Origin of the sequence: Microbacterium sp. KR10-403 (assembly GCF_040196215.1) — a bacterium.
Taxonomy (GTDB): Bacteria; Actinomycetota; Actinomycetes; order Actinomycetales; family Microbacteriaceae; genus Microbacterium.
Genome location: NZ_JBEGDC010000002.1, coordinates 433654 through 457694, shown reverse-complemented (window position 1 = coordinate 457694; position 24041 = coordinate 433654). Strand labels below are relative to the sequence as shown.

Here is a 24041-nt window from a genome sequence, read left to right as displayed (position 1 = left end):
GGAAGTGCCATTTCATCCGACATGAGTGCATGGCCGCGGCATCCCGCCTCTTCTTACCGTGGGTTCTCACACAGACCAGCTCTGAAGGAGACAGCGGATGACCGGCACATACGAGCACCTCATCGTGCGGCACATGGGCGACACCAGCGACGACCTCGTCAACGAGGGCGCCGTCGCCACGGGAGAGCCCCGGCCCTCGCACATCGGCGACGCGTTCGCGCTGATGCGCGCCGAAGACGTGCCCCAGTCGAAGGTGCACATGACCTACTCGTGGATCCTGCCCACCGAAGAGGGCAGCCACTGGGTCAACGAGCACCAGCACGACTACGACGAGGTGCTCGTCTTCCTCGGCAGCGACCCCGACGACCCGCACGACCTCGGCGGTGAGGCCTACCTGTGGATCGAGGGCGAGAAGTACACGATCAACAGCTCGGGCGCCGTCTACATCCCCGCGGGCACGCGGCACTGCCCGCTGGACTGGGGCACGATCACGCGCCCGATCCGCTTCAACGCGATCTCGCTGTCGGGCGACGGCAACTACAACTCCGACGAGAACGTGCCGAAGGCCTGAGGGGCTCGCAGGTATGCCGCGGTGGCGGCTGCGCCGCCGCCGAGACAGGGGATTTCTGCTGAGACCTGGGGCGTCGCCCCGTGGTTCGGCGGGAATCCCTTGTCTCGGTGAGACGGCGTTCCGGAAGAGCGGCGGGCCCGTGGTGTTCTCGGCCATCCGATCATGACGTCCGCCGATTGCCGCGGACGGGGAAGAAGGTCGCCACGGTCTCGATGACGGCTGCAGGGAGATAGAACCCGCCGATGCTGAGCGCGCCGGCGATCGCGAATGCGACGAGCAGGGCCGCCACGATGACGGATGCCACTATCCACGCGCGCCCGCGCAGGAACAGCGGGATCAGCGTGACGACGACGGGGATCAAGAGCACGACCAGGAATGCCGGGCCTTGGACCTGGAGAAGACTCTGGGTGGTGATCGTCTCGTGGCCTGAGGAATCCGTCGTGACACTCTCGAAGCTCGGGAGAATGCCCGACACGATGCTTGCCGCAGCGGCGAGGACCGCACCGACGATCTGCAGGGCACGTTTGGCGTTCACAGAGCGGTGAGCCACACGCATCGCACCTCCGAGCGGATCGGGCGACGGCATCCCGTTTCGTCGCCCATTCTAGGGCGACCGTTCGCGGGCGGACGAGGCCCCTGCGCTGGCAGTCAACCTCGCCGCCCTGCGGCGACGGACAATGAGAACAGGTGCGGCCCGCCGCCGGTGCGCACACGACGTCGTCACGAAGGAGACACCGATGTCCGATTCCCCGCTCACCCCCGAAGAGACCGCGCTGCTCGACCGCGTGCAGGCGCCGGAAGGCACGGGCCGTGAGATCCTCGATGCCGCCACCCGCGAGGTGCTCGGCCGCGCCCCTGAGCAGACCGTCGCCGACCTCGACGACGCGATCGCGCGCGCCAAGGCCGCGCAGCCGGCGTGGGAGGCCCGCGGTCACGACGAGCGCCGCGAGCTGCTGCTGAAGGCCGCCGATGCGATCGACGCGAACGCCGAGACGCTGGCGCGCATCCTCTCCCGCGAGCAGGGCAAGCCGCTGAACGGCCCCAACGCCCGCTTCGAACTGGGCGCGTGCTCGGGTTGGCTGCGGTCGGCCGCGACGACTCCGCTCGAGCCCGAGGTGCTCGTCGACGACGGCGAGACCCACGCCGAGCTGCACTACCGCGCGGTGGGCGTGGTCGGTGCGATCGGTCCGTGGAACTGGCCGCTCATGATCGCGATCTGGCAGATCGGCCCGGCGCTGCGGATGGGTGACACCGTCGTCGTCAAGCCCAGCGAGTACACCCCACTGAGCGTGTTGGCACTGGTCTCCGTGATGAACGAGGTGCTGCCCGCCGACGTGCTGATCGCCGTCTCGGGCGACCGTGAGGTCGGCGCACGGCTGGCCGCCCACCCCGATGTCGACAAGGTGATGTTCACCGGCTCGACCGCCACTGGCCGCAAGATCATCGAGAGCTCGGCCGGCAACCTCGCCCGCCTGACCCTCGAGCTCGGCGGCAACGACGCCGGCATCGTGCTGCCCGGCGCCGACCCGGCCGCGATCGCACAGGACCTCTTCTGGGGCGCATTCATCAACACCGGCCAGACCTGCGCCGCGCTCAAGCGCCTGTATGTGCACGACTCGATCTACGACGAGGTCGTCGACCAGCTCGCGCAGATCGCCGCGGCCACGCCGATGGGCAACGGCCTCAGCGAAGACAACGTGCTCGGCCCGCTGCAGAACAAGCAGCAGTTCGACATCGTCAACCGGCTCGTCGAAGACGCGAAGGCCCACGGCGGCCGCGTCGTCACCGGCGGCGCGCCCGCGACCGAGCTGGGCGAGCTGTTCTACCCGATCACGCTTGTCGCCGACGTGAGCGACGGCACAGCGCTCGTCGACGAGGAGCAGTTCGGGCCGGTGCTGCCGATCATCCGCTACACGGACGTCGACGACGCGGTCGCACGGGCCAACGGTCTCGACGCGGGCCTGGGGGGCTCGGTCTGGGGCGACCGCGACGCGGCGCGCAAGGTCGCCGCGCGCATCCAGTCGGGCACCGTGTGGATCAACTCGCACGGTGGCCTGCACCCCGACGTTCCGTTCGGCGGCGTGAAGGGCTCGGGCTACGGCCAGGAGTTCGGCGTCGCCGGCCTCAAGGGCGTCTCCGTTCCGCAGGTCATCAACGGCTGAGGCACCGCGATGACGACCAATGCATCGGTGATCGTCGTCGGCGGCGGATCGGCGGGCTGCGTCATGGCCCGCCGTCTCGCCGATGCCGGCGCGCATGTGACACTGCTCGAGGCCGGGGGAGAAGACACCAACCCCGCCATCGACGACCCGAGCCGTGCCGGCGAGCTCTGGCACTCGCCCGACGACTGGGACTACCGCACCGTCCCGCAGGAGCACGCCGCCGGGCGCCGGCTGCACCTGCCCCGCGGCAAGGTGCTCGGCGGTTCGCACGCCCTCAACGCGATGATCTGGGTGCGTGGCGCACGCAGCGATTACGACGGGTGGGCGCAGGTCGCCGGACCCGAGTGGTCGTGGGATGCCGTACTGCCCGTCTACCGTGACATCGAGGCGTTCGGACGCGGGGCATCCGAACTGCACGGTGCCGACGGCATCCTGCCCGTCACCGACGACTACCCGCTCGTGCCTATTCAGCGGTCGATTCTGGATGCCGCGGTGCAGGAGGGGCTGGAGCACAACCTCGACTACAACGGGGCGTCGCAGGACGGCGTCTCGCAGGAGCAGGTCACGCTCGTCGACGGACATCGCGTCAACACGTGGACCGCGTACCTCAAGCCCGTGCGTTCGCGCATCGATCTGCGCACGGGATGCCACGTGCACTCCGTCATCATCGAAGACGGACGCGCGGTGGGCGTGCGGTACCGGCAGGACGGCGAGATGCGCGAGCTGCGCGCCGACCAGGTCGTGCTGTGCGCGGGTGCGCTGGATTCGCCGGCGATCCTGCTGCGGTCGGGCATCGGCCCGGCGGCCGAGCTGTCGGCGCTCGGCATCGACGTCGTGCGCGACGCGCCGGCGGTCGGCGAGAACCTGCACGACCACCTGCTGTCGCCGGTGATCTTCCGCACGACGGTTCGGCCGGTCGGGGCGCCGGTCTCGGGGGTGTCGGTCACGCAGACGCACGCGTTCTGGCGGTCGAAGCCCGAGCTCGACGAACCCGACACGCAGCCGATCCACTTCTCGGTGCCGATGTACGGCGAAGACCTCGAGCCGGTCGGCGACGACGGCTTCTCGCTCATGGCGGGCATCGTGCGGCCGGCCTCGCGCGGGCGGCTGCGGCTTTCCGGGCCGGGGCTCGACGACCCCGTGTCGATCGACCTCGCGGCGCTCGAAGACGCCGCGGACGTGGCATCCCTCGTCGCCTCGGTGCAGCAGTGTCGGCGTATCGGCGCGCAGCCCGCGCTGGCCGACGAGTGGGGCGCCGTCGAGGTGTACCCGGGCCCGTCGGTGGGTGACGACGAGGTTGAGGACTACGTCCGCCGCACCGTCGTGACATACCACCACCAGGTCGGCACGTGCCGGATGGGATCCGGCGACGACGCCGTCGTCGACCCGCGCCTGCGCGTGCGCGGGGTGTCGGGGCTGCGGGTCGTCGACGCGTCGGTGATGCCGCGCATCACGACCGGCAACACGAACGCGCCCGCGGTGCTGATCGGCGAGCAGGGCGCGCGCTTCCTGCTGGAGGAGCTCGGCGCCTGACCCCGGCCGTTGTTCGGCAGTCGATATCTGCGGGTCTTCGCGCGGCGGGGTTGCAGATATCGACTGCCGAACAGTTGGTGGACGGGCGGACAGGGTGGGGTGCCGAGGCGGGGTGGATGACGCGGCGCGGCCCCTCACGCGCCGCGGGCTTTCATGCGGCGCGGCCTCTCACGCGCCGCGGCCTCTCACGCGGCGCGGCCTCTGATGTTCGGCAGTCGGTTTCTGCGGGTGTTCGCGACGCGGGGTTGCAGAAGGTGACTGCCGAACAGATGGTGCGGGATGCCGCGGGCCCGCGCCGGAGGCGCAGCCGCGGCATCCCGCATCGCACGTCAGGCCGCGTAGACCTGCCGGCCTGCGAACCAGGTCTCCCGCACAACGCCGTCGATGATCGCGTCGGCGGGGCCGGCGATCACGTCGCGGTCGAGGATGACGAAGTCGGCGGACTTGCCGGCGACGAGCGATCCGGTCTCGGCGTCCAGCCCCATGGCCGTCGCCGCGTTGAGCGTGAACACCTGCAGCGCCTCTTCGGCGGTGATCGCCTGCTCGGGCGCGAGCACTCCGGGCGCCCGGCGCAGCGGGTCGGCGCGGGTCACCAGGCCCTGCATGCCCTCGAGGGGGTTCGGCGACTCCGAGACGGGCCAGTCCGATCCTCCGGCGACGAGCGCGCCGGCGTCGATGAGCGCGCGGTTGGGCTGCAGATGGCTGACGCGTTCGTCGCCGAGCACGTCGGCCAGGGCCTGCGGGATCACTCCGGGGAACCAGATGAACGGCGAGATGTCGGCCGTCACGCGCAGCCGCGCGAGCCGCGGGATGTCGGACAGGGCGAGGAACTGCCCGTGCGCGATGTGGAAGCGCGCATCGGCGAAGCCCTCGTCGCGCAGCCGCTCGACGGTGTCGAGCACGAGGTGCGCCGAGCCGTCGCCCGTGCAGTGGATCTTCGCACCGCGACCCTCTTCGGCCACCAGACGCAGCCAGCCGTAGAGCTCGTCGGGCCCCATCGTCGTCGTGCCGTGGAAGTGCGCGCCGTGCGCGTCGTCGGGCAGATACGGCTCGAGGAACGACGCCGTGCGTGCCGGCGGCACCCCGTCGAGGAAGATCTTGACGAAGTCGGGCCGGTGGTGTGCGGTGCGGAACTCCTCGCCGCGCGCGAGCAGCTCGCGGCCGAGCGGGGCGAACCCGAAGATCTCGTCGTTGATCAGCAGCGACGAGACGACCCAGCCGTTCAGCTCGCCGGCGGTGTCGAGGTCGGCGAGCGCCGTCAGGATGTCGACCGAGACGCCCGCGTCCTGGAAGGCGGTGATCCCGTACGAGTTCGCGATCTCGACGCCGCGGCGCGACGCGGCGCGGTGCTGCGCGGCATCCAGCCCTCCGCTGCGGTCATAGGCCTCCTGCACCGGGATGCCCGCGGCCTCCAGCAGTACGCCGGTCGGCGTGCCGTCGACCGGGTCGAGCACCGTCACTCCGCCGGCCGGCACCGACCCGGCGGTGATGCCCGCGAGCTCGAGCGCACGCGTGGACGCCCAGCGGTTGTGCCGGGAGTCCTCGACGATCATCACGGGGCGTCCGCCCGCGGCCTCGTCGAGCCGCTGCCGGATCGCGGTCGAGCCGAGCGTCGGCAGCAGCGTCGAGGCGACGGCCCCGCCGATGATCCAGGCATCGGCGGGCAGGGTCTGCGCCTGTGCGCGCACACGGTCGAGGATCTCGTCGAGGCCGAGCGCGGGCGGCAGGGCCAGCTCGAACAGGTCGGTGCGCCCGGCCATCGCGTGGTGGTTGTGCACGTCGACGAAGCCGGGGTAGACGGCGGCACCGGCAAGGTCGCGGACCTCGGTGCCGGGGCCGCGGTGCGCGAGCACCTCGGCGGCGGTGCCAACGGCGAGGATGCGCCCGCGCCCGATCGCGAGGGCCTCAGCCATGGGCCGATCGGCGTCGACGGTGCGGACCACGCCGCCGGTCAGGATGAGGTCGGCGGCCATGTCAGCGGTCCTCCTCGGGTGCGTGCGCGAGCCCAGCGGCGCCGGCCGCAGCCGGCGCGGCGGCCGCGGCATCCCACCCCGCCTCTCCCCGCAGCGCGGGGTCGTAGACATCCGGATGCACGGTGTTCGAGAGCAGCCGACCGTGCGCGCCGAACGTGAAGTGGGTCTGGCCGGTGCCGGCCTCGTCGACGCCGAACAGCACGCCGTGCGAGCGCAGTGCGCGCTGGTCGCGGTGGTCGGCGACGGTCACCGACGCGCAGGGGATGACCTTCTCGCGCCACGCGAACACGCAGATGCCCGGGCGCAGCCGCCAGGTCGTCTGCTCATCGGTGTCGGCCAGGCCCTGCTCGGGGCCGGCCAGGCACTGCCAGGTGTACCAGTGCGGCGAGAGGTAGACGTGCTCGTAGGCATGCTCGCTCGAGTACACCCACAGCGCGCGGCGGCCGATGAGCTCGGTCGTGGGGGCGGGGGCGGCGCCCGTCTGGTCGAGCTCTTCGATGCGCCCCGGCGCGAAGATCTGCTGCACGGCCGTGCGCCCGGGTGCCGCCGCGCCGATGTCGCTGATGACCGCGAGCGCGTGCCCGCTGCGCAGGTCGAGGAAGAGCGAGACCGCCTCGTGCGGCAGGTAGTCGTGGTGGAACTGCGCGTAGAAGAGGTCGTCGTCGACCTCGAACACCTCGCACGCGTCGGTCTGTGCCGCAGGTGTTGTCGGGTCGGACGCCCCCGGCTCGTACACCCATGACACGCTGCCCTCGCCGAACGTGTGCGCGATGCGCGTGCCTCGGTCATCGACGACCGTGAACGTGCGGCCGTCCAGCGCGTGCGAGAGGGGTGCCTTGTTGGCGTCGAATCCGGGCGCCAGTCCGTCCAACGGCAGCCAGGTGCTGGTGTCGGAGAGGTTCGTTTCGGTCACGTGTGCTCCTTCGCTCGCGGGTCCGTCTCCATCCTCGCCCGCGTGTTCCTCCGGATGTTGACGCAGCGCGCGGGCGGCTGTTTCGACAGCGCAGAGAACGTTCGCGCGGGGCGGGCCTGCGGCGATGATGGCAGGGCGATCGAGGAGGAACGACATGGATCTGCGCATCGGCTCACGCGCCGCGCTGGTCACCGGTGCCGCCGGCGGCATCGGGCGTGCGGTGGCCGCGGCACTGGTCGCCGAGGGCGCGCGTGTGGTGCTGGTCGATCGCGACAAGGAGGCGGTGCGGGATGCCGCGGCCGCTCTGGGCGCGCACGCGCTGGCCGCCGACGTGACCGATGAACGGCAGGTGGATGCCGCGGTCGCGGCCGCGGGCGAACTGCTGGGCGGTCTGGATCTCGTGGTCCTGTGCGCGGGAGTCTCCGGACCCGTCGGCACGCCCCTCGCGCAGACGCCCGTCGCCGACTGGGACGCGGTCTTCGACGTCAACGCGCGCGGCGCGTTCCTCGTGCTGCGTGCGGCGGTTCCGCAGCTGAAGCGGTCGGATGCGGCATCCGTCGTCGTCATCGCCAGCGACTCGGCGTTCGTGGCCGCTCCCGGCATGGCGCCCTACTGCGCGTCGAAGGCGGCGCTGCTGCAGCTCGCGCGTGCCGCCTCGGTGGAGTGGGCGGACGCGGGCATCCGCGTGAACGCGGTGTGTCCGTCGGTCGTCGACACCCCGATGAGCCGCGGCGACCTGGGGCTCGCCGAGGGGTTCGCGGGCCAGGACTTCCCCGTGCAGACGGCCGAGCAGGTCGCCGCGCAGGTCGCCTTCCTGTGCTCGCCGGTCTCGCGGCCGGTCAACGGCACCGGGCTCGTGAGCGATTTCGGATACAGCGCGCGGTCGGCGTTTCCGGCCTGAGACGAGGAGTCCAGATGACGTTCCCAGGGAACAACGGCGCCGGGCGCGTCGTGCTCATCACCGGCGGCGGCACTGGCATCGGCGCTGCGGTCGCCGAGCGATACGCGGCCGAGGGGGCGCATGTCGTGGTCGTGGGGCGCCGCCGCGAGCCCCTCGACGCGGTGGCCGCCGCGATCGGTGCGACCGCGATCGTCGCCGATGCCGCCGACACGACGGCGGCGCGCGCGGCGGTCGAGCAGACCCTCGCGCGCTTCGGGCGGCTCGATGTGCTGGTGGCCAACGCCGGCGGGCACGGGTTCGCGCCGGTCGGCGAGACGGACGACGACGCGTGGGAGAGCGCGCTGCGCGCGAACCTGACCACCGCGTTCACGATGGCGCGCGAGGCGCTGCCGGCGCTGGTCGAGTCGAAGGGCCAGATCGTGATCGTGTCGTCGCTGGCGGGCCTGTTCGCCGGGCCCTCGGTGGCCGGCTACACGGTCGGCAAACACGCCCTGATCGGACTGACCCGCACCCTCGCGCGCGACTACGGGCGCTCGGGGGTGCGCGTGAACGCGGTGTGCCCCGGATGGGTGCAGACCCCCATGGCCGATGAGGAGATGGACGAGTTCGCCGAGCAGGCGGGCCTCGACTCGCGCGAAGAGGCGTACGGCGCCGTCACGGCGGATGTGCCGCTCGGCCGGCCCGCGCATCCGTCCGAGATCGCGTCGGTCGTGCGCTTCCTCGGCTCGGGGGAGTCCTCGTACATCACCGGCGCGGTGCTGCTCACCGACGGCGGCGCGCACATCGTCGACGTGCCGACGCTGGCGTTCGACCACGCCGGGATGTAGAGACGGGTGGATGCCGCGGGCCGCCGGCTGCGGCATCCACCCTCGTCCGTTACGCGGCGCGGCCCAGATATGCCTCGTGCAGGATCGTCGGGTCGTCGCGCAGCTGCTGCGCCGTGCCCTGGTACGTCACGCGCCCGCCGGCGACCACGAGCGCCTCGCGGGCAAGGCCCAGGGCGAGGTTCGTGAACTGCTCGACGAGCAGCACGCCGACGCCCGACTCGGCCAGCGTCGAGACGATCGGCAGCAGCCGGGTGAACACGACCGGCGCCAGCCCCAGGCTCATCTCGTCGATGAGCAGGAACTTCGGCCGGGCGGCGAACGCACGCGCCAGCACCACCATCTGCTGCTCACCGCCCGAGAGCAGGGCGGTGGGGGAGTCCCAGCGCTTCTCCAACTCGGGGAAGTGGTCGAGCGCGGCCTTGGCCTCGGCATCGGTGCGGGCCGTCAGCGACAGGTTCTCACGCACCGTGAGCGACGGGAACACCGCCCTGCCCTGCTCGATGTGCACGATGCCGCGCCGCGCCCGCGCGACCCGCGACAGCCTGCCGATCGAGGTCTCGCCGATGCGGATGTCGCCGCCGGAGTGCGCGATCACCCCCGACACCGACTCGATGAGGCTCGTCTTGCCGGCGCCGTTGGGTCCGACCAGCGCCACGACCTCGCCCGGGGCCACCCGCAGGCTCACGTGCGAGATGACCGGCCCCGCGCCCCGGCTGACGGTCACGTCGTCGAGGATCAGGCTCTCTTCCATCACAGCATCTCCGTCTCGCCCATGTAGGCCTTCATCACCGCGGGGTCGGCGAGCACGTCCTCCTGCGGGCCGGAGGCGAGTACCCGACCGAAATCGAGCACCGTGAGCCGCGGGCACACCGAACGCACCAGGTCGAGGTCGTGCTCGATGATGACGACCGAGATGCCGAAGCGCTCGGGCAGCTCGCGGATGCGCGTGGCCAGGGCCAGGTGCTCTTCGTGCGAGAGACCGGCCGCTGGCTCGTCGAGCAGCAGCACGCGCGGGCGCGCCAGCACGTTCGCCGCCACCTCGACCAGCCGCCGTGTGCCCACGTCCACGCTCGAGAGACGGGTGTGCGCGGGCGGGCAGCCGAAGAACGCGAGGGTGCTCTCGACGTCTTCGGCGTCGAGCCGGCGCCGCGCGACGAAGCGCGCGTACGCGTCGATCGTGAGAGCCGGCGGCACGCGGTCCTGCTGGAACGTGCGGCGCAGGCCGAGGCGCGCCCGCCGGGTCGGTGAGAGGCCGGCGAGGTCGTGACCGTCGAGCAGCACGCGCCCGCCGTGCCCGCGCAGGAACCCGCTGATCGCGTCGACGAACGTCGACTTTCCGGCGCCGTTGGGGCCGATGAGGCCCATGATCGACCCGGCCGGCACCTCGACCGACACGTCGTCGAGCGCCTTCAGCGCGCCGAACTGCACGGTCAGCCCTTCCACGGTGAGCACGGCCGGCCCGGTCGGCGCGCCCTTCGCGGTGGCGACGGTGGTCGTGGTCACCGGATCGGCGATGCCCTCGAGGGCGCTCTCCGGGATCGTCTCGGCAGGGTGCGCGGTCGCATGCCGGCGGCCCTGTCGGCGCCAGATCAGGTTCCGGATGCCCTGGCCGAGGTTCGTTCCGCTGGTGAGGGCCTGCACGCCGAGCACGCCGAAGATGACGAATCCCCAGTCCTGCGGCACACCCCATCTCTTCAGCAGCTCGGGAACGAGCACCCAGAGGATGCCGCCGAACACCGCCATGTCGATGAGATGGGCGCCGCTCATGATCGCCAGCACGTACAGGGCCAGCGACTGCAGCGGGCTGAAGCTCGACGCCAGGGGCAGGCCCACCTGACCCGCCAGCAGGCCGCCGGACACGCCGCCGAGGGCGGCCGACACCGCGAAGGCGGTGAGCTTGGCCGACTGCACGCTCTGCCCGGCCGCGGCCGTGCCGCGCTCGGAGAAGGCCACGCTCTTCCAGCTCGAGCCGATGCGGCTGCGCTGGAGGTAGAACACCGCCAGCGCGCACACGACGAGCACGATGATGCTGAAGAAGAAGTACGAGCGGTCGTTCTGGAAGGCCCCGGGCCGGTCGATGCCGATGCCGTCCGCCGAGCCGGGGAACTGGATCTGCACGAGCGTCACGTCGGCGGCCGCGGCGAACCCGAGGGTCACCACGGCGAGGTTGACGCCGCGCAGCCGCAGTGCCGGCAGGCCGACGAGCACACCGGCGACGCCGGCGGCGGCCGCTCCGATCACGAGCCAGACGATGAAGCCGCCGGGGGCATGGATGATGTTCAGCCCGGCGACGACCCATGCGCCGATCGCGGCGAAGGTCAGCTGGCACAGCGCGATCATGCCCGCCGATCCCGTCACCACGCCCAGTCCGAGGATGGCGATGGCGGCGGTGACGGCACTGACCGCGAGGAAGACGAAATACCCGTTCAGGCCGACGCTCAGCGCGTAGCCGACGACGATCGCGGCCACGCCGACGAGCAGCGGCCAGCCGGCCCGGACCCAGCGGTTCTCAGCGAGCGGCATCCCACACCTCCTTGCGCTGCGACCACAGCAGCAGCACGACGATGAACAGGAACGGCAGGAAATTGCGGACCGCGGAGACCTGGCCGATCTGAGCGACCAGGCCCGACAGCATCCCGAGCACGAGACCCCCGATCACGGTGAGGTCCAGGCGCCGGAAGCCGCCCAGGAGAGCGGATGCCGCGGCCGGGACGATGAGCATCGACAGGCTGGTCGCGTCGTTGGACTGGGATGGCGCGATGATGATGATCACGATCGCGCTGACCAGGCCCGTCGCGAACCAGACGGCGATCGACAGCGGGCGCGAGCGGATGCCGATCAGCTCCGCGGTCGTGGGGCGCTCCGACAGGGCGCGCAGCCGCGTGCCGATCCTGGTGCGTGCGAGCAGGAAGTGCACGCCGATCGCGACGACGACCGCCAGCCCGACGGTGGCGATCGTCACCTGGCTGATCACGACGCCGCCGACGCTGAAGGCCGGACCCGCGATGATCGGAGCGAACGGCTGCGGCTTGTTGCCGAAGAGGATGAACGACAGCGAGATGAGCAGCAGCAGCGGCCCGACCGTCATGGCCGACCGGGTCGTGGTGTCGGCTTCGCTGAGCCAGGTGGCCGCGATCCAGCCGATCGCCGCCGAGAGCAGGCCCCCGATCAGCACGCCGATGACGGATCCGAGCCAGATGGGGAGTCCGGCGTGGGTGACCAGCCACACCGCGCAGAAGGCGCCGAACATGCCGGTGGCGGCTTGCGAGAAGTTGACGACGCGCACGAGGCGCGACATGAGCGTGAGGCACACGCCGAGCACGGCGTACAGGCCGCCGGCGGCGAGGCCCGCGAGGGCTCCTTGGATCATGGGTGCTCCTTGGGAAGGGGCGGCCCGGCCGCAGCCGGGCCGCCCGAGGGATCAGTTCTCAGGGATCCGCAGCCAGTCGTCGGCGACCTTCTCCCAGGCGTTGGTGCCGCTCTTGAGCACGATCGGCCAGCCGGCGGTGTTGTCCACGCCGAAGTGGTAGTCGGTGCCGATCATCTTGTTCTCGATCGGCGTCATGTCCTTGAGCGCCTTGGTGACGGTCTCGCGGGTGATGTCGCCCTTCATCGTCTTGAGCACGGTGATGAAGTGCTTCGCCGCGAGGAATCCGCCCTGGCTGAACGCCGTGAGCGGGATGTCGTTCTTGTTCATAAGGTCACGCCACTCCTTGTTGATGTCGTTGTCCTCGGTGAACGGGTAGAACTCCGCAGGCACGTAGATGCCGGCGCCCGCGTTGTCGATGGCCTTCGCGAAGTTCTCGCTGTAGACGCTGGTCAGGTACAGCCAGGTCACGTCGTCCCAGCCCTGTGCGTTCGCGGCCTTGACCTGCCCGATGGCGTCGGGTTCGACGGGGTTGATCGCGAGCGCCTTGCATCCCTTGTCGCGCGCCTTGACGATGTACGGCGTGTAGTCGCTGGCGCCGTAGGGCACGGTGTCGTCGATGTACAGCGGCTTCTTGCCCGTGATCTGCGTCCAGCGGTCGATCGCGGCCTGATAGGTCGGCCGTGTCGAGCCGGCGATCTCGAGCAGGACGCAGATGTCATCCAGGTGCAGCTCTTCCGAGCCGTACAGCAGCGTCAGCGTCATGTCGTTGAACGGGCCGACATTGGCGGGGGAGATGTTGTCACTGTCGAAGCAGCCGGTGTCGACGCCGATGCCGGGGATCGACAGGATCCCCTCCTGTGCGTAGTACTTCGCGTTCAGCTCGCATTCGATCAGGCTCGCGCCGCCCACGAGCGCCACGGCCTCGTCGCTGGCGACGAGCTCGCGCGCGTCGGCCGTGGCGGTGGCCGGGTCGCCCTTGTCGTCGAGCGCCTTGTAGCTGATCTTGCGGCCGTCCAGCCCGCCCGCCGCATTGAACGCGTCGAAGACGGCTTGCGCCGCCTGCGACGCCTCGGGGAAGGTGGCCGCGCCGCTCTTCGTGTTCACCGACCCGACGACGATGTCGCCGTCCGAGCCGCCGGTGCCCGCGCAGCCGCCGAGCGTCAGTGCGCCGGCGACGGCCAGGGCCGCCGCGGCGAGGAATTTCCTCTTGTCCATGTGTTGCCTGCCTCTCTCAAACGACGCACCGCCGTGGTGCATCGTGGTGCCGGAGTGCCCGGCTCAGTCGCGCAGTGCGCGCGCGACGAGTTCGGTGTCGCAGAACTGCTCGAAGGCGGTGACCCGCCCGTTCTCGAGTCGCCACACGTGGGCGACGCGCGCCGCGAAGAAGCGACCCGTCTTCTTGTAGGTGCCCGAGTAGGTGCCCACGCCCACGACGCTGTCGCCGGCATCCAGCACCTCATCGATCGCGACCGTGTAGTCGTCCCACTCGTCCTGAATGCGCCCGAACACGTTCTCGGCGACCGCCTGCGGGCCCACGTAGGTGCCCGCGTAGGGGAAGCCGGCCGCCTCGGTCCACCGGATGTCGTCGGCGAACGGGGCGAGCATGCCCTCGAGGTCGCCGCGGTCGGAGGCCGCGTAGTGGGCCCGGATGATGTCTGCGTTGCTCAACGGGGGTTCCTCTCAGACGGGCTGGGCGTCGGGGTACGCGACCGAGCCCAGCGGGTAGATGTGGCCGCCGCCGCGGGAGTGCTCGCTCTGCCCCTCGCCGTTCAGGCCGAGGAAGACGCCCGTGGTCATCAGCTGGTAGCCGAGGTCGTGCAGCCAGACGCTCGCGACGGCGATGCGGAACTCGCGGAAGCAGAACAGGTACAGGCCGTCGGCGAACTTCCAGACCGTCGACAGGTCCATGTCGCCGTGGCCGCGCTGCACGCCCTCGAGGCACTGCCACGCGTAGCGCTGGCTGGAGATGTAGACGTGCTCGTAGAGGTGGTGCGGGCTGTAGCGGTAGACGTTGCGCTTGCCGATGAGGTCGCGGCTCGGGCCGGGCACCTCTCCGGTGGGCTCGCCCTGGTCGGTGACCCCCGCGAAGAAGCGCTGCGACACCCGGGGGGTGCCCTCGACCTCGTGCTCGTCGATGTGCGAGACGACGGCCAGTGCGCGATGGGTGGTGGTGGAGTACACGAGGGTCAGCGCCTCGCGGTCGCTGCTGGTGCGCGGCAGATTGACGAAGAGGACATCGTCACGCACGGCCACCGCGTCGTACGGGTCGACGGTGTCCTCGGGGGCGGTGATCGATCCGGTCGCCGACCAGGTGACGGCATCCTCCCCGAACGAGAGCGTGACGACGGACCCGTCGTCGAGCGTGATCGTCAGGGCGGTGCCCGCCAGCGACGAGTTCGGCAGCCGGTACGTGTCGATCCCGGCCGAGAAGTCGTCGTAGGTGCGCCACTCGTCGAGCGCGGGATCGGTGGGTGAATCGGTCATCGGTGTCTCCTTCGATGGGTGGATGCCGGGGGCCGGCCGGTGCGGTCAGGCGCTCGGGTCGAGCACGGCCTTGAGCACGCCGTCGCGGCGCCCGCGGATCGTCTCGAACGCCGTCTCGACGTCGTCGAGGCCGAAGCGGTGGGTGACGAGCTGTTCGAACGGGAACGTGTCGCGGGTCAGCAGCGCGATGGCGGGTTCGAATCCGCCGGCCGACAGGAAACTGGGCAGGAGGTCGGGCTCGCGGGTGAGCAGCTCCTCGTCGGCGAGGAACGTCACCGGCACGGCGGCTCCACAGGCGCCGGCGAGTACGACGCGTCCGCCGCGGCGGACGAGGCGCACCGCGTCATTCTGCGCGGCGGCGACCCCGGCGATCTCGATGACGACGTCGGCGTCGGCGCCGCCCAGAGCCGCGCGCACGGCCTGGGCGAGGTCGTCGCTCGTGCGGCTGTTGACGACCGCATCGGCGCCGAAGCGGGTGGCGAGGGCCAAGCGCTCGTCGCGTGTGCCGACCATGACGACGCGGCCGGCGCCGGCCGCGCGCGCCGCTGCCGTGGTGAGGATGCCGACCGGCCCCGGTCCGATCACCACGACGCGGTCGCCGGGTGCGACCCGGCCGCGGGCGACCGCCCGGTGAGCGACGGCGAGCGGCTCGACCAGCACGGCCCGCTCGAACGGCAGGTCGGCCGGCAGTCGGTGGACGATCGCCTCGGCGGGCACGTGCAGGTACTCGGCGTAGCCGCCCCACAGGCCGGGCTCGACCGTGCGCGGGATGTTCACGCCGTATTGCCGGCCGCGGGGCAGGCCCGTCGCCATGTCGTCGCGCTCGCAGAGGTTGTAGCGGCCCTCGCGGCAGCGGGCGCACGAGCGGCACGGCAGCAGCATCTCGACGGCGACGCGGTCGCCGACGGCAAGGCCGCGGTCCGCCGCCGCGCGCTCGCCGAGGGCGGCCACCTCGCCGACGAACTCGTGGCCCGGCACGAGCGGGAAGGGGTCGCCGATGTGCCCGGCCAGCAGGTGCAGATCGGTGGCGCAGATGCCGACGAGCGCGACGCGCACGAGCACATCGTCGGGCCCGGGCGCCGGTACGGCGGCGGTCAGGACGCTGATCTCGTCACGCGCGGGGAAGACGACCTGGCGGGCGGTTTCGGGCAGTGCGGTCACCACGACGATGCTCCTTTGCCGGACACCGCGTCAGTGCGGCGTCCCGAAGGCCCATGTTTCGCGGAGCCCCCCGGAGTTTCAACGCTTGTGGCGGCATCGCGCGCCGAGAGTCAACCGCCGTGCCCTGCGGGGCAAGGAGGCCGCTCGCTCAGTGCGCGGCGCGGTACTCGCTGGGGGAGATGTCGTAGGCCGCCTTGAAGGCGCGGCTGAAGTGCGCGGCGTCCACGAACCCCCAGCGCGCGGCGACGGCGGCGACCGGGCGGTCGGCGTACACCGGGTCGATGAGGTCGCGGCGGCACTGCTCGAGGCGGCGCGTGCGGATCCACGTGGAGACGGTCGCGCCCTGTTCCTGGAACAGTCCGTGCAGGTGCCGGGTGGAGATGAAGTGCGCGGCGGCGATGGATGCCGGAGACAGGTCGGTCGACGCCAGGTTGCGGTCGATGTGGGCCCGGATCCGCTGCATGAGTGCGCGGTGCGGGTCGGCGCCGGCCTCGTCGAGGCCGAGCTCGCGCGTGAAGACCGTCGTGACCAGGTCGAGCGCGCTGTGCGCGAGCCGCGCGCCGGTCGAGCCCGCCAGCTGATCGAGGTTGACGGCCAGCTGGCTCAGATACGGCACGACCACCGCTCCCAGCCCCTCGTCGCCGGCGATGCGCACCGCCGTCAGCTCGCCGACGAGATCGGGTGGCAGCGTCAGCAGGTGCCGCGGGAACATGACGATCATGGTGCGGAAGTCGTCGTCGAACACGAGCGAGTACGGGCGGCTCGTGTCGTAGACGGCGAGGTCTCCGGGATTCAGCACGGCCTCGCGGCCGTCCTGCACGAGCAGGCCGGTGCCGCTGAGCATCAGGCTGACCTTGAAGAAGTCACGGTCCCCGCGCGAGATCAGCTCGGGGGTGCGCTCGACGACGTGCGGCGTCGCCCGCAGATCGGTGACGTGCACCTCGTCGACGCTGGCGGCGCGCATGAGGCTGCGGAAGTGGTCGGGATGCGAGCTGCTCACCTGCAGCGGGACGAAGGAATCGCTCACGGCGGCACGGAAGTCGCTGATCTCACGCGTCACGGTCGTCGCGACCGTCGCCGGGAACAGGGTGGCAGACACAGGCATCATCACCTCGCGGTCTCAAAGGATGTTTGCATTGTATACGATCCATCCGGCAAGGCCCAGCCCCTCGTTCTGCGGGGCCGGACAAGAACCGTGCAGCCCTGGCCATGTGGCGGCGCGCGGCGATGGGGAGGATGAGCAGATCGGGCCTCCCGAGCCCGCTCTGAACGAAGGAGTCCCTCCATGTCCGCACCCACCACCTCGACGACGCGCACCGACGCGCATCGCCGGCTGGGCGTGTTCGCCGTGGCGTTCATGATCGTCGCGGCGTCGGCGCCGCTGACGGTCGTCGCCGGCGGCGTCACGAGCTCGCTGTCGGTGACCCATGTCACCGGCATCCCCTTCGGCTACATCCTGCTGGCCGTCGTCCTCGGCGTCTTCGCCATCGGCTACGCTGCGATGAGCCGCTTCATCACCAACGCCGGCGCGTTCTACTCCTATGTCGCCCAGGGCGCCGGCCGGCCGGTCGGCATCGGATCGTCGGTGCTCGCCCTCATCGCGTATAACGCGATGCAGATCGGCATCTGGGGCATGTTCGGCTTCCAGGTCTCGTCGTTCATCGAGCAGAAGACCGGCTGGGCGAGCCCCTGGTGGTTGTGGGTGCTCGTCGGCATCGTCGTGGTCGGCGTCATGGGCGTGAACCGCGTCGACCTCTCCGCGAAGGTGCTGGGAGTACTGGTCGCCCTCGAGTTCCTCGTGGTGATCGTCTTCGACGTCGTCTCGTTCGCGAACCCCGCCGAAGGATTCACGGCGGCGCCGATGACCCCCGGCGCGCTGTTCGTCCCCGGGGTGGGCGCAGCCCTCGCGTTCGGCATCGCCGCCTTCATGGGCTTCGAGTCGGCGGCGATCTACGGCGAGGAGTCGAAGGACCCCAAGCGCACCATCCCGCGCGCCACCTTCCTGGCGGTGAGCGTGATCGGCGTCTTCTACGCGATCTCGTCGTGGGCGCTCACCCTGGCGGTCGGCCCCGAGAAAATCGCCGACCCGAACGGCATCAGCGCCGAAGAGGCCGGCCCGCCGATGTTCTTCGACTTCGTCGGCGCGCACCTCGGGGTGATCTGGGTCGACATCATGTCGGTGCTGTTCATCACGAGCCTGTTCGCGGCGCTCGTCAGCTTCCACAACGCGGTGGCGCGCTACTCGTTCTCGCTGGGCCGCGAGGGGGTGCTGCCGGCGGTGCTCGGCACCGTGCGCGTGCGCAGCGGGGCCCCGTGGGCCGGATCGATCGCGCAGAGCATCGCCGCGGTCATCGTCGTGATCTGCTTCGCGATCGGCGAGAGTGGGTGGGACCCCGCCAACGGCCCGTTCGCCGTGCTGACGCTGTTCACATGGTTGACGAACCTCGGCGCCTTCGGCCTGGTGCTGCTGATGGTGCTCGTCTCCATCGCGGTGATCGGCTACTTCCGCCGCGATCCGCGCGACGTCGGCGTGGGCGGTCGCCTGGTCGCCCCGATCATCGCGATCCTGGCGCTGGGCACGGTGTGGGTGCTCATCCTTCTGAACTGGAATGTGCTGCTGGGCCAGACCGAGTCGAACGCGACGACGTTCGTGCTGCCGGCGGTGCTGCTCGTGCCCGCGATCGCCGCCGTCTTCTGGGGGCTCTGGCTGCGGCGCGCGAAGCCGGAGGTCTACCGGCAGATCGGCCACGGCGTCGAGCAGCCCGAGGCCACGCACCTGGGGTGACGGACGATGGATGCCGCGGCCCGGGAGCACTGCGGCCGCGGCATCCACTCGTCATCGTTCAGGCGGCGCGGACCTTCAGCCACTCCTCGCGGCGCAGCGCCTGCGCGTCGGGGTCGGCGACCGGCGAGGCCTTCAGCAGCCGCTGGCTGTAGGGGTGCTCGGGCGTCGTGGTGATGACGGCGCCCGGGCCCTCCTCGAGGATCTCGCCCTTGTACATCACGGCCACGCGGTGGCAGATGCGCCGCACGACGCCCAGGTCGTGTGAGACGAAGAGGTAGGCGACTCCGGTCTCGCGCTGCAGGTCGATGAACAGGTCGATGATCGCTGCCTGCGTGGTCAGGTCGAGCGCCGAGACCGGCTCGTCGCAGATGATCAGCCGCGGCCGGCGCACGAGCGCCCGCGCGATGGCGATGCGCTGCCGCTGCCCGCCCGAGAACTCGCTCGGGTACCGGTCGACGCTGTCGGCGGGCAGGCGCACCCGGCCGAGCATCTCGACGATCGTGCTCTTCGCCTCGGACGACGAGACCCCGGCCACGCGCAGCGGCTCGGCGAGGATCTGGCCGACGGTCATGGCCGGGTCCAGGGAACCGTACGGGTCCTGGAAGACGACCTGGATGCTCTTGGCCAGCGCCCGGCGCGCGCGCCCGCCGACGTGCGTGATGTCGGTGCCGTCGAAGGTGATGGTGCCGTCGGCGACGTCGGCGAGGCCCAGGATGGCCTTGCCGAGCGTCGACTTGCCCGATCCCGATTCGCCGACCAGACCCATGCACTCGCCGGGGGCGATGTCGAGCGAGACCTTCTTCAGCGCCTGGAACTTTCCGTAGCGCACGTCGACGTCGCGCACCTGCAGGAGGGGGGTGGATGCCGCGGTCATGCGGGTGCTCCTTCGAGTTCGGGGCGCGCATCCAGCTGTGCGTCCAGTTCCATCCGGCTCTCGGCGCCGTCCAGCGACGCGTCGATGAGTTCTCGGGTGTACGGGTCGGCGGGCGACGAGAAGATCTCGCGCACCGTGCCGGACTCGATGACCACGCCGTCCTTCATGACGGTGACGTCGTCGCAGATGTCGGCGACCACGCCGAAGTTGTGCGTGACGATGATCAGCGCCATGTTCTCCTCCGCCTGCAGCTCGCGCAGCAGCTCGAGGACCTCGGCCTGCACCGTGACGTCCAGGGCCGTGGTGGGCTCGTCGGCCACCAGCAGCTTCGGGCGGCCCGAGAGGGCGCCGGCGATGAGCACGCGCTGGGCCATGCCGCCCGAGACCTCGTGCGGGTGCAGCCTCATCACGCGCTTCGGGTCGTTGATGCCCACACGCTGCAGCAGCTGCACCGCGTAGTCGTGCGCCTCGCGCCTGCCCATCTTCAGGACCGCCCGCATCGGCTCGGTCAGCTGCCTGCCGATGGTGAACATCGGGTCGAGGTTGGTGATGGGCTCCTGCGGGATGTAGGCGATCTCGCGGCCGAGCAGGGCGCGCCGCTGGGCGGGGGCGAGCGTGAGCACGTTCACCCCGTCGATCCAGATGCCCTCGGCCTCGGGGATCGCGTTGCCGGGGAGCAGGTCGAGCAGCGCGAACACCGACTGCGACTTGCCCGAGCCGGACTCGCCGACGATGCCGAGCACCTTGCCGGCGTGCACCTCGAAGTCGACGCCGTGCAGCACCTCGGTCTCGTGCTTGGCCAGCGCGTAGGTGACCTTCAGGCCGCGCACGCGGACGGCGACGTCCTTCTCGGGTGCGGCCAGGGACGTGGTCTGGGCGAGCCTGCGCACCGCGGTGCGCTCGGCGCGGGTCACCCGGCGCGTCTTCTCGCTGCGCGTGCCGGTGATCTGGCCGAGGGTCGAGCCCATGATCGCGAACGATGCGATGACGATGCCCAGCACGAACGCCGGCGGCACCATGAGCCACGGGTTGGTGAGGATGCTCTTCATGCCGTCGCTCATCATGCCGCCCCAGCTGGGGGCGAGCGTGTCGCCGATGCCGATGAACTGCAGGCCGGCCTGCATGCCCAGGGCGACGCCGGCGGTCAGCGCGGTCTGGATGATGATGGGCGCTGCGATCACGCGCAGGATGTGCGAGCCGACGATGCGCGAGTGGCTCGCGCCCGACACTCTCGCGGCGTCGACGTACGGCTCGTTGCGCACGACGATCGTGGCCGCGCGGGTGAGGCGGTAGTAGCCGGGCGCCATGAACACGCCCATGACCGCCATCAGGATCAGCATGTTGCCGTTGGTGCCGCCCGCGACGATCAGCAGGACGATCATGCCGGGGACCGACATGAGGGCGTCACTGACCCAGCTGAGCCCGCTGTCGGTCATGCCGCCGAAGTAGCCGCCGAACAGTCCGGCGGGCACGCCGATGCCGATGCCGACGACCATCACGATCAGTGCGCCGAGGAAGGCCTCCTGACCGCCCCAGATCAGGCGTGACCAGATGTCGCGGCCGATCGCGTCACCGCCGAGGATGTGCTGCCAGCTCGGCATCGCGTTGACGAGGTTGTAGTCGATGAACGCGGGATCGTGCATCTGGATGAGGGGCGCGCAGTACGTCGCCACGATGACGATCAGGACGATGATCGTCGGGATCAGGCCCCCGGGGTGGGTGAAGAAGCGACGCGCGACGCTGCGCGAGGTGATCTTCTTCTTCGGGCGCCCGGCGTTCGCCTTGCTGTAGATGACTCCGGTGCTCATCGGATCCTCGCCTTCGGGTTGATCCAGCCCAGCACGAGGTCGAGCAGGAAGTTGACGACGACCACGAACACGACCGTCGTGACGGTGATCGCCAGCAGCATCGGGATGTCGCCGACCTGTGACGCCTGCTGGGTCGCGATGCCGAGACCCGGCAGGTTGAAGACCGTCTCGAGCACGATGACGCCGCCCAGCAGGCTCACGAACATCAGGGCGAGCACGGTGACGGCGGCGGGGGCGGCGTTGCGCAGCAGGTGCATAGCGATGCGGAAGGTGCCCAGCCCCCGGCTGCGCAGGGTGCGCACGAAGTCGCTGGAGCCCGCGGTGACGATCGCGTTGCGCAGCTGCTCGGCGATCATGACGATGCCGCCGAGGGCCAGTGAGATGGCGGGCAGGGTGATCGACGACAGCCAGCGCGTGACCGAGACGTCGGGGCGCACGTAGCCGAGCGCGGGGAACCAGCGCAGGTGCACCGCGAACACGATGATGAGGATGACGGCGATCCAGTAGCCGGGAACGGCGAAGAGGACGACCGAGCCGGCCTTGGTGATCCGGTCGACGAGGCTGCCGGGGCGCAGGCCCGCGGAGATGCCGAGGATCGTGCCGAACACCGCGCACAGGAGGAGGCCGAAGACGACGACCGACATGGTCACCGGGATGCGGATGCCGAGGTCGGTGAGGATCGGGGTGTTGGTCCGCCAGGAGAGGCCGAAGTCGCCGTGCAGGAGGCCGGTGAACCAGTTCCAGAACTGCGTCATCAGCGGCTGGTCGAGCCCGATGCGCTCGCGCAGCGCCGCGATCTGGTCGGGGGTGGCGGTCTTGCCGATGAGGGTGGCGGTGGGGTCGGGGATGGCCGCGTGGGCCATGAAGAAGGCGCCGATGGCCATCGCGAGCACGAGCACGATCGCGCTCAGGACTCGTCGGGTGACGAAGACGATCATTGCTGTCCGATCTGTTCGTACGGGGAGGGGCGGGTCGCGCCCCTCCCCGTGGGGTCCGGCCTGGGTCAGCTGCCGGCGGGCAGGAACTGCTCCAGGTTGGGCACGTACAGGCCCTGGACCGGACGGATGGTGATGCCGGGCACGGTCACGTAGTACGACGCGCCGTGGTTCCACACCACGAACCAGGCGTTCTCGGTCGCGTAGGAGTTGAACTTCTGCGCGATCGCGTCGACGTCGGCGCCGGCGGTGTGCAGGTCGGTGAACAGGCTCTGCAGCTCGGGGATGTCCTTCGCCGAGTCGAACGGGTTCGACATGCCGGGGGTGAAGAAGTCGGCGATCGTCTTGGTCGGGTTGCCGTACAGCTGCAGGAACGCCATGTAGACGGGGAAGTTGCCCGCGAACACCTGCTGGTTGTACGTGGCCGGGTCGAGGTTCTGCACCTCGACCTTGATGCCGATCTGCTCGAGCGACTGCTTGACGGTGGCCGCCGTCGAGGCGAACAGCGACATCGTCGGCAGCGTCAGCGTGAAGCCGTCCGGATAGCCCGCCTCGGTCAGCAGCTGCTTGGCCTTGGCCACGTCATACGGGTACAGCTTGTCGAGCTCGGGGTCGATCGTCGAGAACACCTGGTTGGTGGCCACGCCGTTCGGGTCGTTGGCCGCCTTGGTGATGGCGTCGCGGTCGAAGGCCATGTTCAGGGCCTGACGCACCTTGAGGTTGCCCAGTGGCGTGAACTTGTCTCCGGTGCGGTCGGCGAGCATGAGGCCCGACCAGCCGCTCATCACGTCGGTGATGGTCCAGTTGTTGGCATCCGCGTCGGCCTTGAGCTGGTCGCTCCACGAGGCGAACTCGACATTGATGACGCCCGTTGACATGGCGTTCGACATGGCGGTGCTGTCGGCGATGACGTGGATCTCGACCGACTCCCACGGGAACTTGTCCGCCTGCCAGGCGTCGGGGTTCTTCGTGAAGTAGTAGTCCTGTCCGGCCGTCGACTTCGAGGCGTCGAACGTGTACGCGCCCGACCCGCCCTCGGGTGAGGTCTCCTGCGTGTACTTGGCGTCGGAGAGCACCTTCGGCGAGACCATGTAGCTGTTGCCCAGGCCCAGGTTGAAAAGGAACCCGGGGTCGGGCTTGGTCATGGTGACCTCGACGGTCGCGTCGTCGACCTTCGTGGTCTTGGCGACGTTGACGTAGGCGGGAGCGGTGTAGGCCGACTTGCGCAGGTAGTCGAAGTTGGCGATCGCCGCATCGGCGTCGAACTTCTCGCCGTCGCTGAAGGTCACGCCGTCCTGCAGGTGGAAGGTGTAGGTGAGCTCGTCGTCGGAGGTGTCGATGCTCGTCGCGAGCTGTCCGTACGGCTTGCTGTTCTCGTCGATGAGAACGAGCGAGTCGTAGACGGCCGAGAAGAACGGGGCGTTGAAGCCGGCGCCGCTCTGGCCGATCTCCCACCCGGTCTTGTCGAAGACGGTGCCGATGCTGAGCGTGGTGGGCGCCGATCCGTCGCCGTCGCCGGTGGTGCCCGCGTTTCCGCCGCCGCCGGTGCAACCGGTCAGCGCGAGGGCGGCCGCAGCGACCATTGCTGCGATCCCCCAGATGGTCTTCTTCTTCATCTCACTTCTTTCCGTGAAGGATGGTGAACCGAGCGACCGCAACGTGTCTGCGGTGACCCGTGGTTCTGTGATTCTACAGATGTTGACAAACTACGCAACACGGATTTCCCAATCGTCTCCGGGTTGTG

The 24041-nt window shown here is 70.3% G+C and carries 21 protein-coding genes; 6 read left to right on the top strand and 15 right to left on the bottom strand.

Annotated elements, in window-relative coordinates; translation table 11 throughout:
- The first annotated feature begins 97 nt into the window (after window positions 1-97).
- On the top strand, window positions 98-571 hold the full coding sequence (locus ABMQ42_RS05765) for a cupin domain-containing protein (protein WP_349721900.1): 474 nt from the start codon (window positions 98-100) through the stop codon (window positions 569-571).
- Between the two features lie 160 nt (window positions 572-731).
- Here the strand turns inward: ABMQ42_RS05765 and ABMQ42_RS05760 are convergent, their stop codons facing one another.
- On the bottom strand, window positions 732-1121 hold the full coding sequence (locus tag ABMQ42_RS05760; RefSeq protein ID WP_349721899.1) for a hypothetical protein: 390 nt from the start codon (window positions 1119-1121) through the stop codon (window positions 732-734).
- A gap of 187 nt (window positions 1122-1308) precedes the next feature.
- Between ABMQ42_RS05760 and ABMQ42_RS05755 the strand changes: the two genes are divergently transcribed.
- On the top strand, window positions 1309-2733 hold the full coding sequence (locus tag ABMQ42_RS05755; RefSeq protein ID WP_349721898.1) for an aldehyde dehydrogenase family protein: 1425 nt from the start codon (window positions 1309-1311) through the stop codon (window positions 2731-2733).
- A 9-nt stretch (window positions 2734-2742) separates the two neighbouring features.
- Window positions 2743-4266 carry a GMC family oxidoreductase gene (locus ABMQ42_RS05750; protein ID WP_349721897.1) on the top strand — a complete coding sequence of 508 codons (1524 nt, stop codon included), beginning with the start codon at window positions 2743-2745 and terminating at the stop codon, window positions 4264-4266.
- Between the two features lie 329 nt (window positions 4267-4595).
- On the opposite strand, the gene ABMQ42_RS05745 is transcribed toward ABMQ42_RS05750, so the two are convergent.
- Both ABMQ42_RS05745 and ABMQ42_RS05740 read right to left on the bottom strand, forming a co-directional pair.
- Complete coding sequence (locus tag ABMQ42_RS05745) at window positions 4596-6239, bottom strand: amidohydrolase (RefSeq protein WP_349721896.1); 1644 nt, start codon at window positions 6237-6239, stop codon at window positions 4596-4598.
- 1 nt (window position 6240) lies between these two features.
- Entirely contained in the window at window positions 6241-7152 is a 912-nt protein-coding gene (locus ABMQ42_RS05740) for a molybdenum cofactor biosynthesis F family protein (protein ID WP_349721895.1), read from the bottom strand.
- 154 nt (window positions 7153-7306) lie between these two features.
- Here ABMQ42_RS05740 and ABMQ42_RS05735 point away from each other — a divergent pair, with 154 nt between their 5' ends.
- Together ABMQ42_RS05735 and ABMQ42_RS05730 are read left to right on the top strand one after the other, a co-directional pair.
- Entirely contained in the window at window positions 7307-8053 is a 747-nt protein-coding gene (locus ABMQ42_RS05735) for an SDR family NAD(P)-dependent oxidoreductase (protein WP_349721894.1), read from the top strand.
- Between the two features lie 14 nt (window positions 8054-8067).
- Window positions 8068-8880 carry an SDR family NAD(P)-dependent oxidoreductase gene (locus ABMQ42_RS05730; RefSeq protein WP_349721893.1) on the top strand — a complete coding sequence of 271 codons (813 nt, stop codon included), beginning with the start codon at window positions 8068-8070 and terminating at the stop codon, window positions 8878-8880.
- A 49-nt stretch (window positions 8881-8929) separates the two neighbouring features.
- Here the strand turns inward: ABMQ42_RS05730 and ABMQ42_RS05725 are convergent, their stop codons facing one another.
- The 8 genes from ABMQ42_RS05725 to ABMQ42_RS05690 all read right to left on the bottom strand — a co-directional run bounded on the left by ABMQ42_RS05725 (window position 8930) and on the right by ABMQ42_RS05690 (window position 17000).
- Entirely contained in the window at window positions 8930-9631 is a 702-nt protein-coding gene (locus tag ABMQ42_RS05725; RefSeq protein WP_349721892.1) for an ABC transporter ATP-binding protein, read from the bottom strand.
- Entirely contained in the window at window positions 9631-11403 is a 1773-nt protein-coding gene (locus ABMQ42_RS05720) for a branched-chain amino acid ABC transporter ATP-binding protein/permease (RefSeq protein WP_349721891.1), read from the bottom strand. Before ABMQ42_RS05720 ends, ABMQ42_RS05725 begins: the two co-directional genes overlap by 1 nt.
- Window positions 11390-12250 carry a branched-chain amino acid ABC transporter permease gene (locus ABMQ42_RS05715; RefSeq protein ID WP_349721890.1) on the bottom strand — a complete coding sequence of 287 codons (861 nt, stop codon included), beginning with the start codon at window positions 12248-12250 and terminating at the stop codon, window positions 11390-11392. Before ABMQ42_RS05715 ends, ABMQ42_RS05720 begins: the two co-directional genes overlap by 14 nt.
- Before the next feature lie 51 nt (window positions 12251-12301).
- A complete protein-coding gene (locus ABMQ42_RS05710; protein ID WP_349721889.1) occupies window positions 12302-13465 on the bottom strand; it encodes an ABC transporter substrate-binding protein in 1164 nt (387 codons plus the stop codon).
- Window positions 13466-13528: 63 nt separating this feature from the next.
- A complete protein-coding gene (locus tag ABMQ42_RS05705; protein WP_349721888.1) occupies window positions 13529-13918 on the bottom strand; it encodes a nuclear transport factor 2 family protein in 390 nt (129 codons plus the stop codon).
- A gap of 12 nt (window positions 13919-13930) precedes the next feature.
- On the bottom strand, window positions 13931-14734 hold the full coding sequence (locus ABMQ42_RS05700) for a MoaF C-terminal domain-containing protein (protein ID WP_349721887.1): 804 nt from the start codon (window positions 14732-14734) through the stop codon (window positions 13931-13933).
- A 45-nt stretch (window positions 14735-14779) separates the two neighbouring features.
- Window positions 14780-15898, bottom strand: a complete 1119-nt coding sequence (locus tag ABMQ42_RS05695; protein ID WP_349721886.1) for a zinc-dependent alcohol dehydrogenase — start codon at window positions 15896-15898, stop codon at window positions 14780-14782.
- 145 nt (window positions 15899-16043) lie between these two features.
- Window positions 16044-17000, bottom strand: coding sequence for an AraC-like ligand-binding domain-containing protein (locus tag ABMQ42_RS05690; protein WP_349721885.1), 957 nt, complete (start codon window positions 16998-17000; stop codon window positions 16044-16046).
- 180 nt (window positions 17001-17180) lie between these two features.
- On the opposite strand from ABMQ42_RS05690, the gene ABMQ42_RS05685 reads away from it, so the two are divergent.
- A complete protein-coding gene (locus ABMQ42_RS05685; RefSeq protein WP_349721884.1) occupies window positions 17181-18680 on the top strand; it encodes an APC family permease in 1500 nt (499 codons plus the stop codon).
- Between the two features lie 58 nt (window positions 18681-18738).
- Here the strand turns inward: ABMQ42_RS05685 and ABMQ42_RS05680 are convergent, their stop codons facing one another.
- The 4 genes from ABMQ42_RS05680 to ABMQ42_RS05665 all read right to left on the bottom strand — a co-directional run bounded on the left by ABMQ42_RS05680 (window position 18739) and on the right by ABMQ42_RS05665 (window position 23913).
- A complete protein-coding gene (locus ABMQ42_RS05680) occupies window positions 18739-19554 on the bottom strand; it encodes an ATP-binding cassette domain-containing protein (protein ID WP_349721883.1) in 816 nt (271 codons plus the stop codon).
- A complete protein-coding gene (locus tag ABMQ42_RS05675) occupies window positions 19551-21362 on the bottom strand; it encodes a dipeptide/oligopeptide/nickel ABC transporter permease/ATP-binding protein (RefSeq protein WP_349721882.1) in 1812 nt (603 codons plus the stop codon). The genes ABMQ42_RS05680 and ABMQ42_RS05675 overlap by 4 nt, the downstream gene beginning before the upstream one ends.
- Entirely contained in the window at window positions 21359-22300 is a 942-nt protein-coding gene (locus tag ABMQ42_RS05670; RefSeq protein WP_349721881.1) for an ABC transporter permease, read from the bottom strand. Before ABMQ42_RS05670 ends, ABMQ42_RS05675 begins: the two co-directional genes overlap by 4 nt.
- A gap of 65 nt (window positions 22301-22365) precedes the next feature.
- Entirely contained in the window at window positions 22366-23913 is a 1548-nt protein-coding gene (locus ABMQ42_RS05665; RefSeq protein WP_349721880.1) for an ABC transporter substrate-binding protein, read from the bottom strand.
- Window positions 23914-24041: the final 128 nt, after the last annotated feature.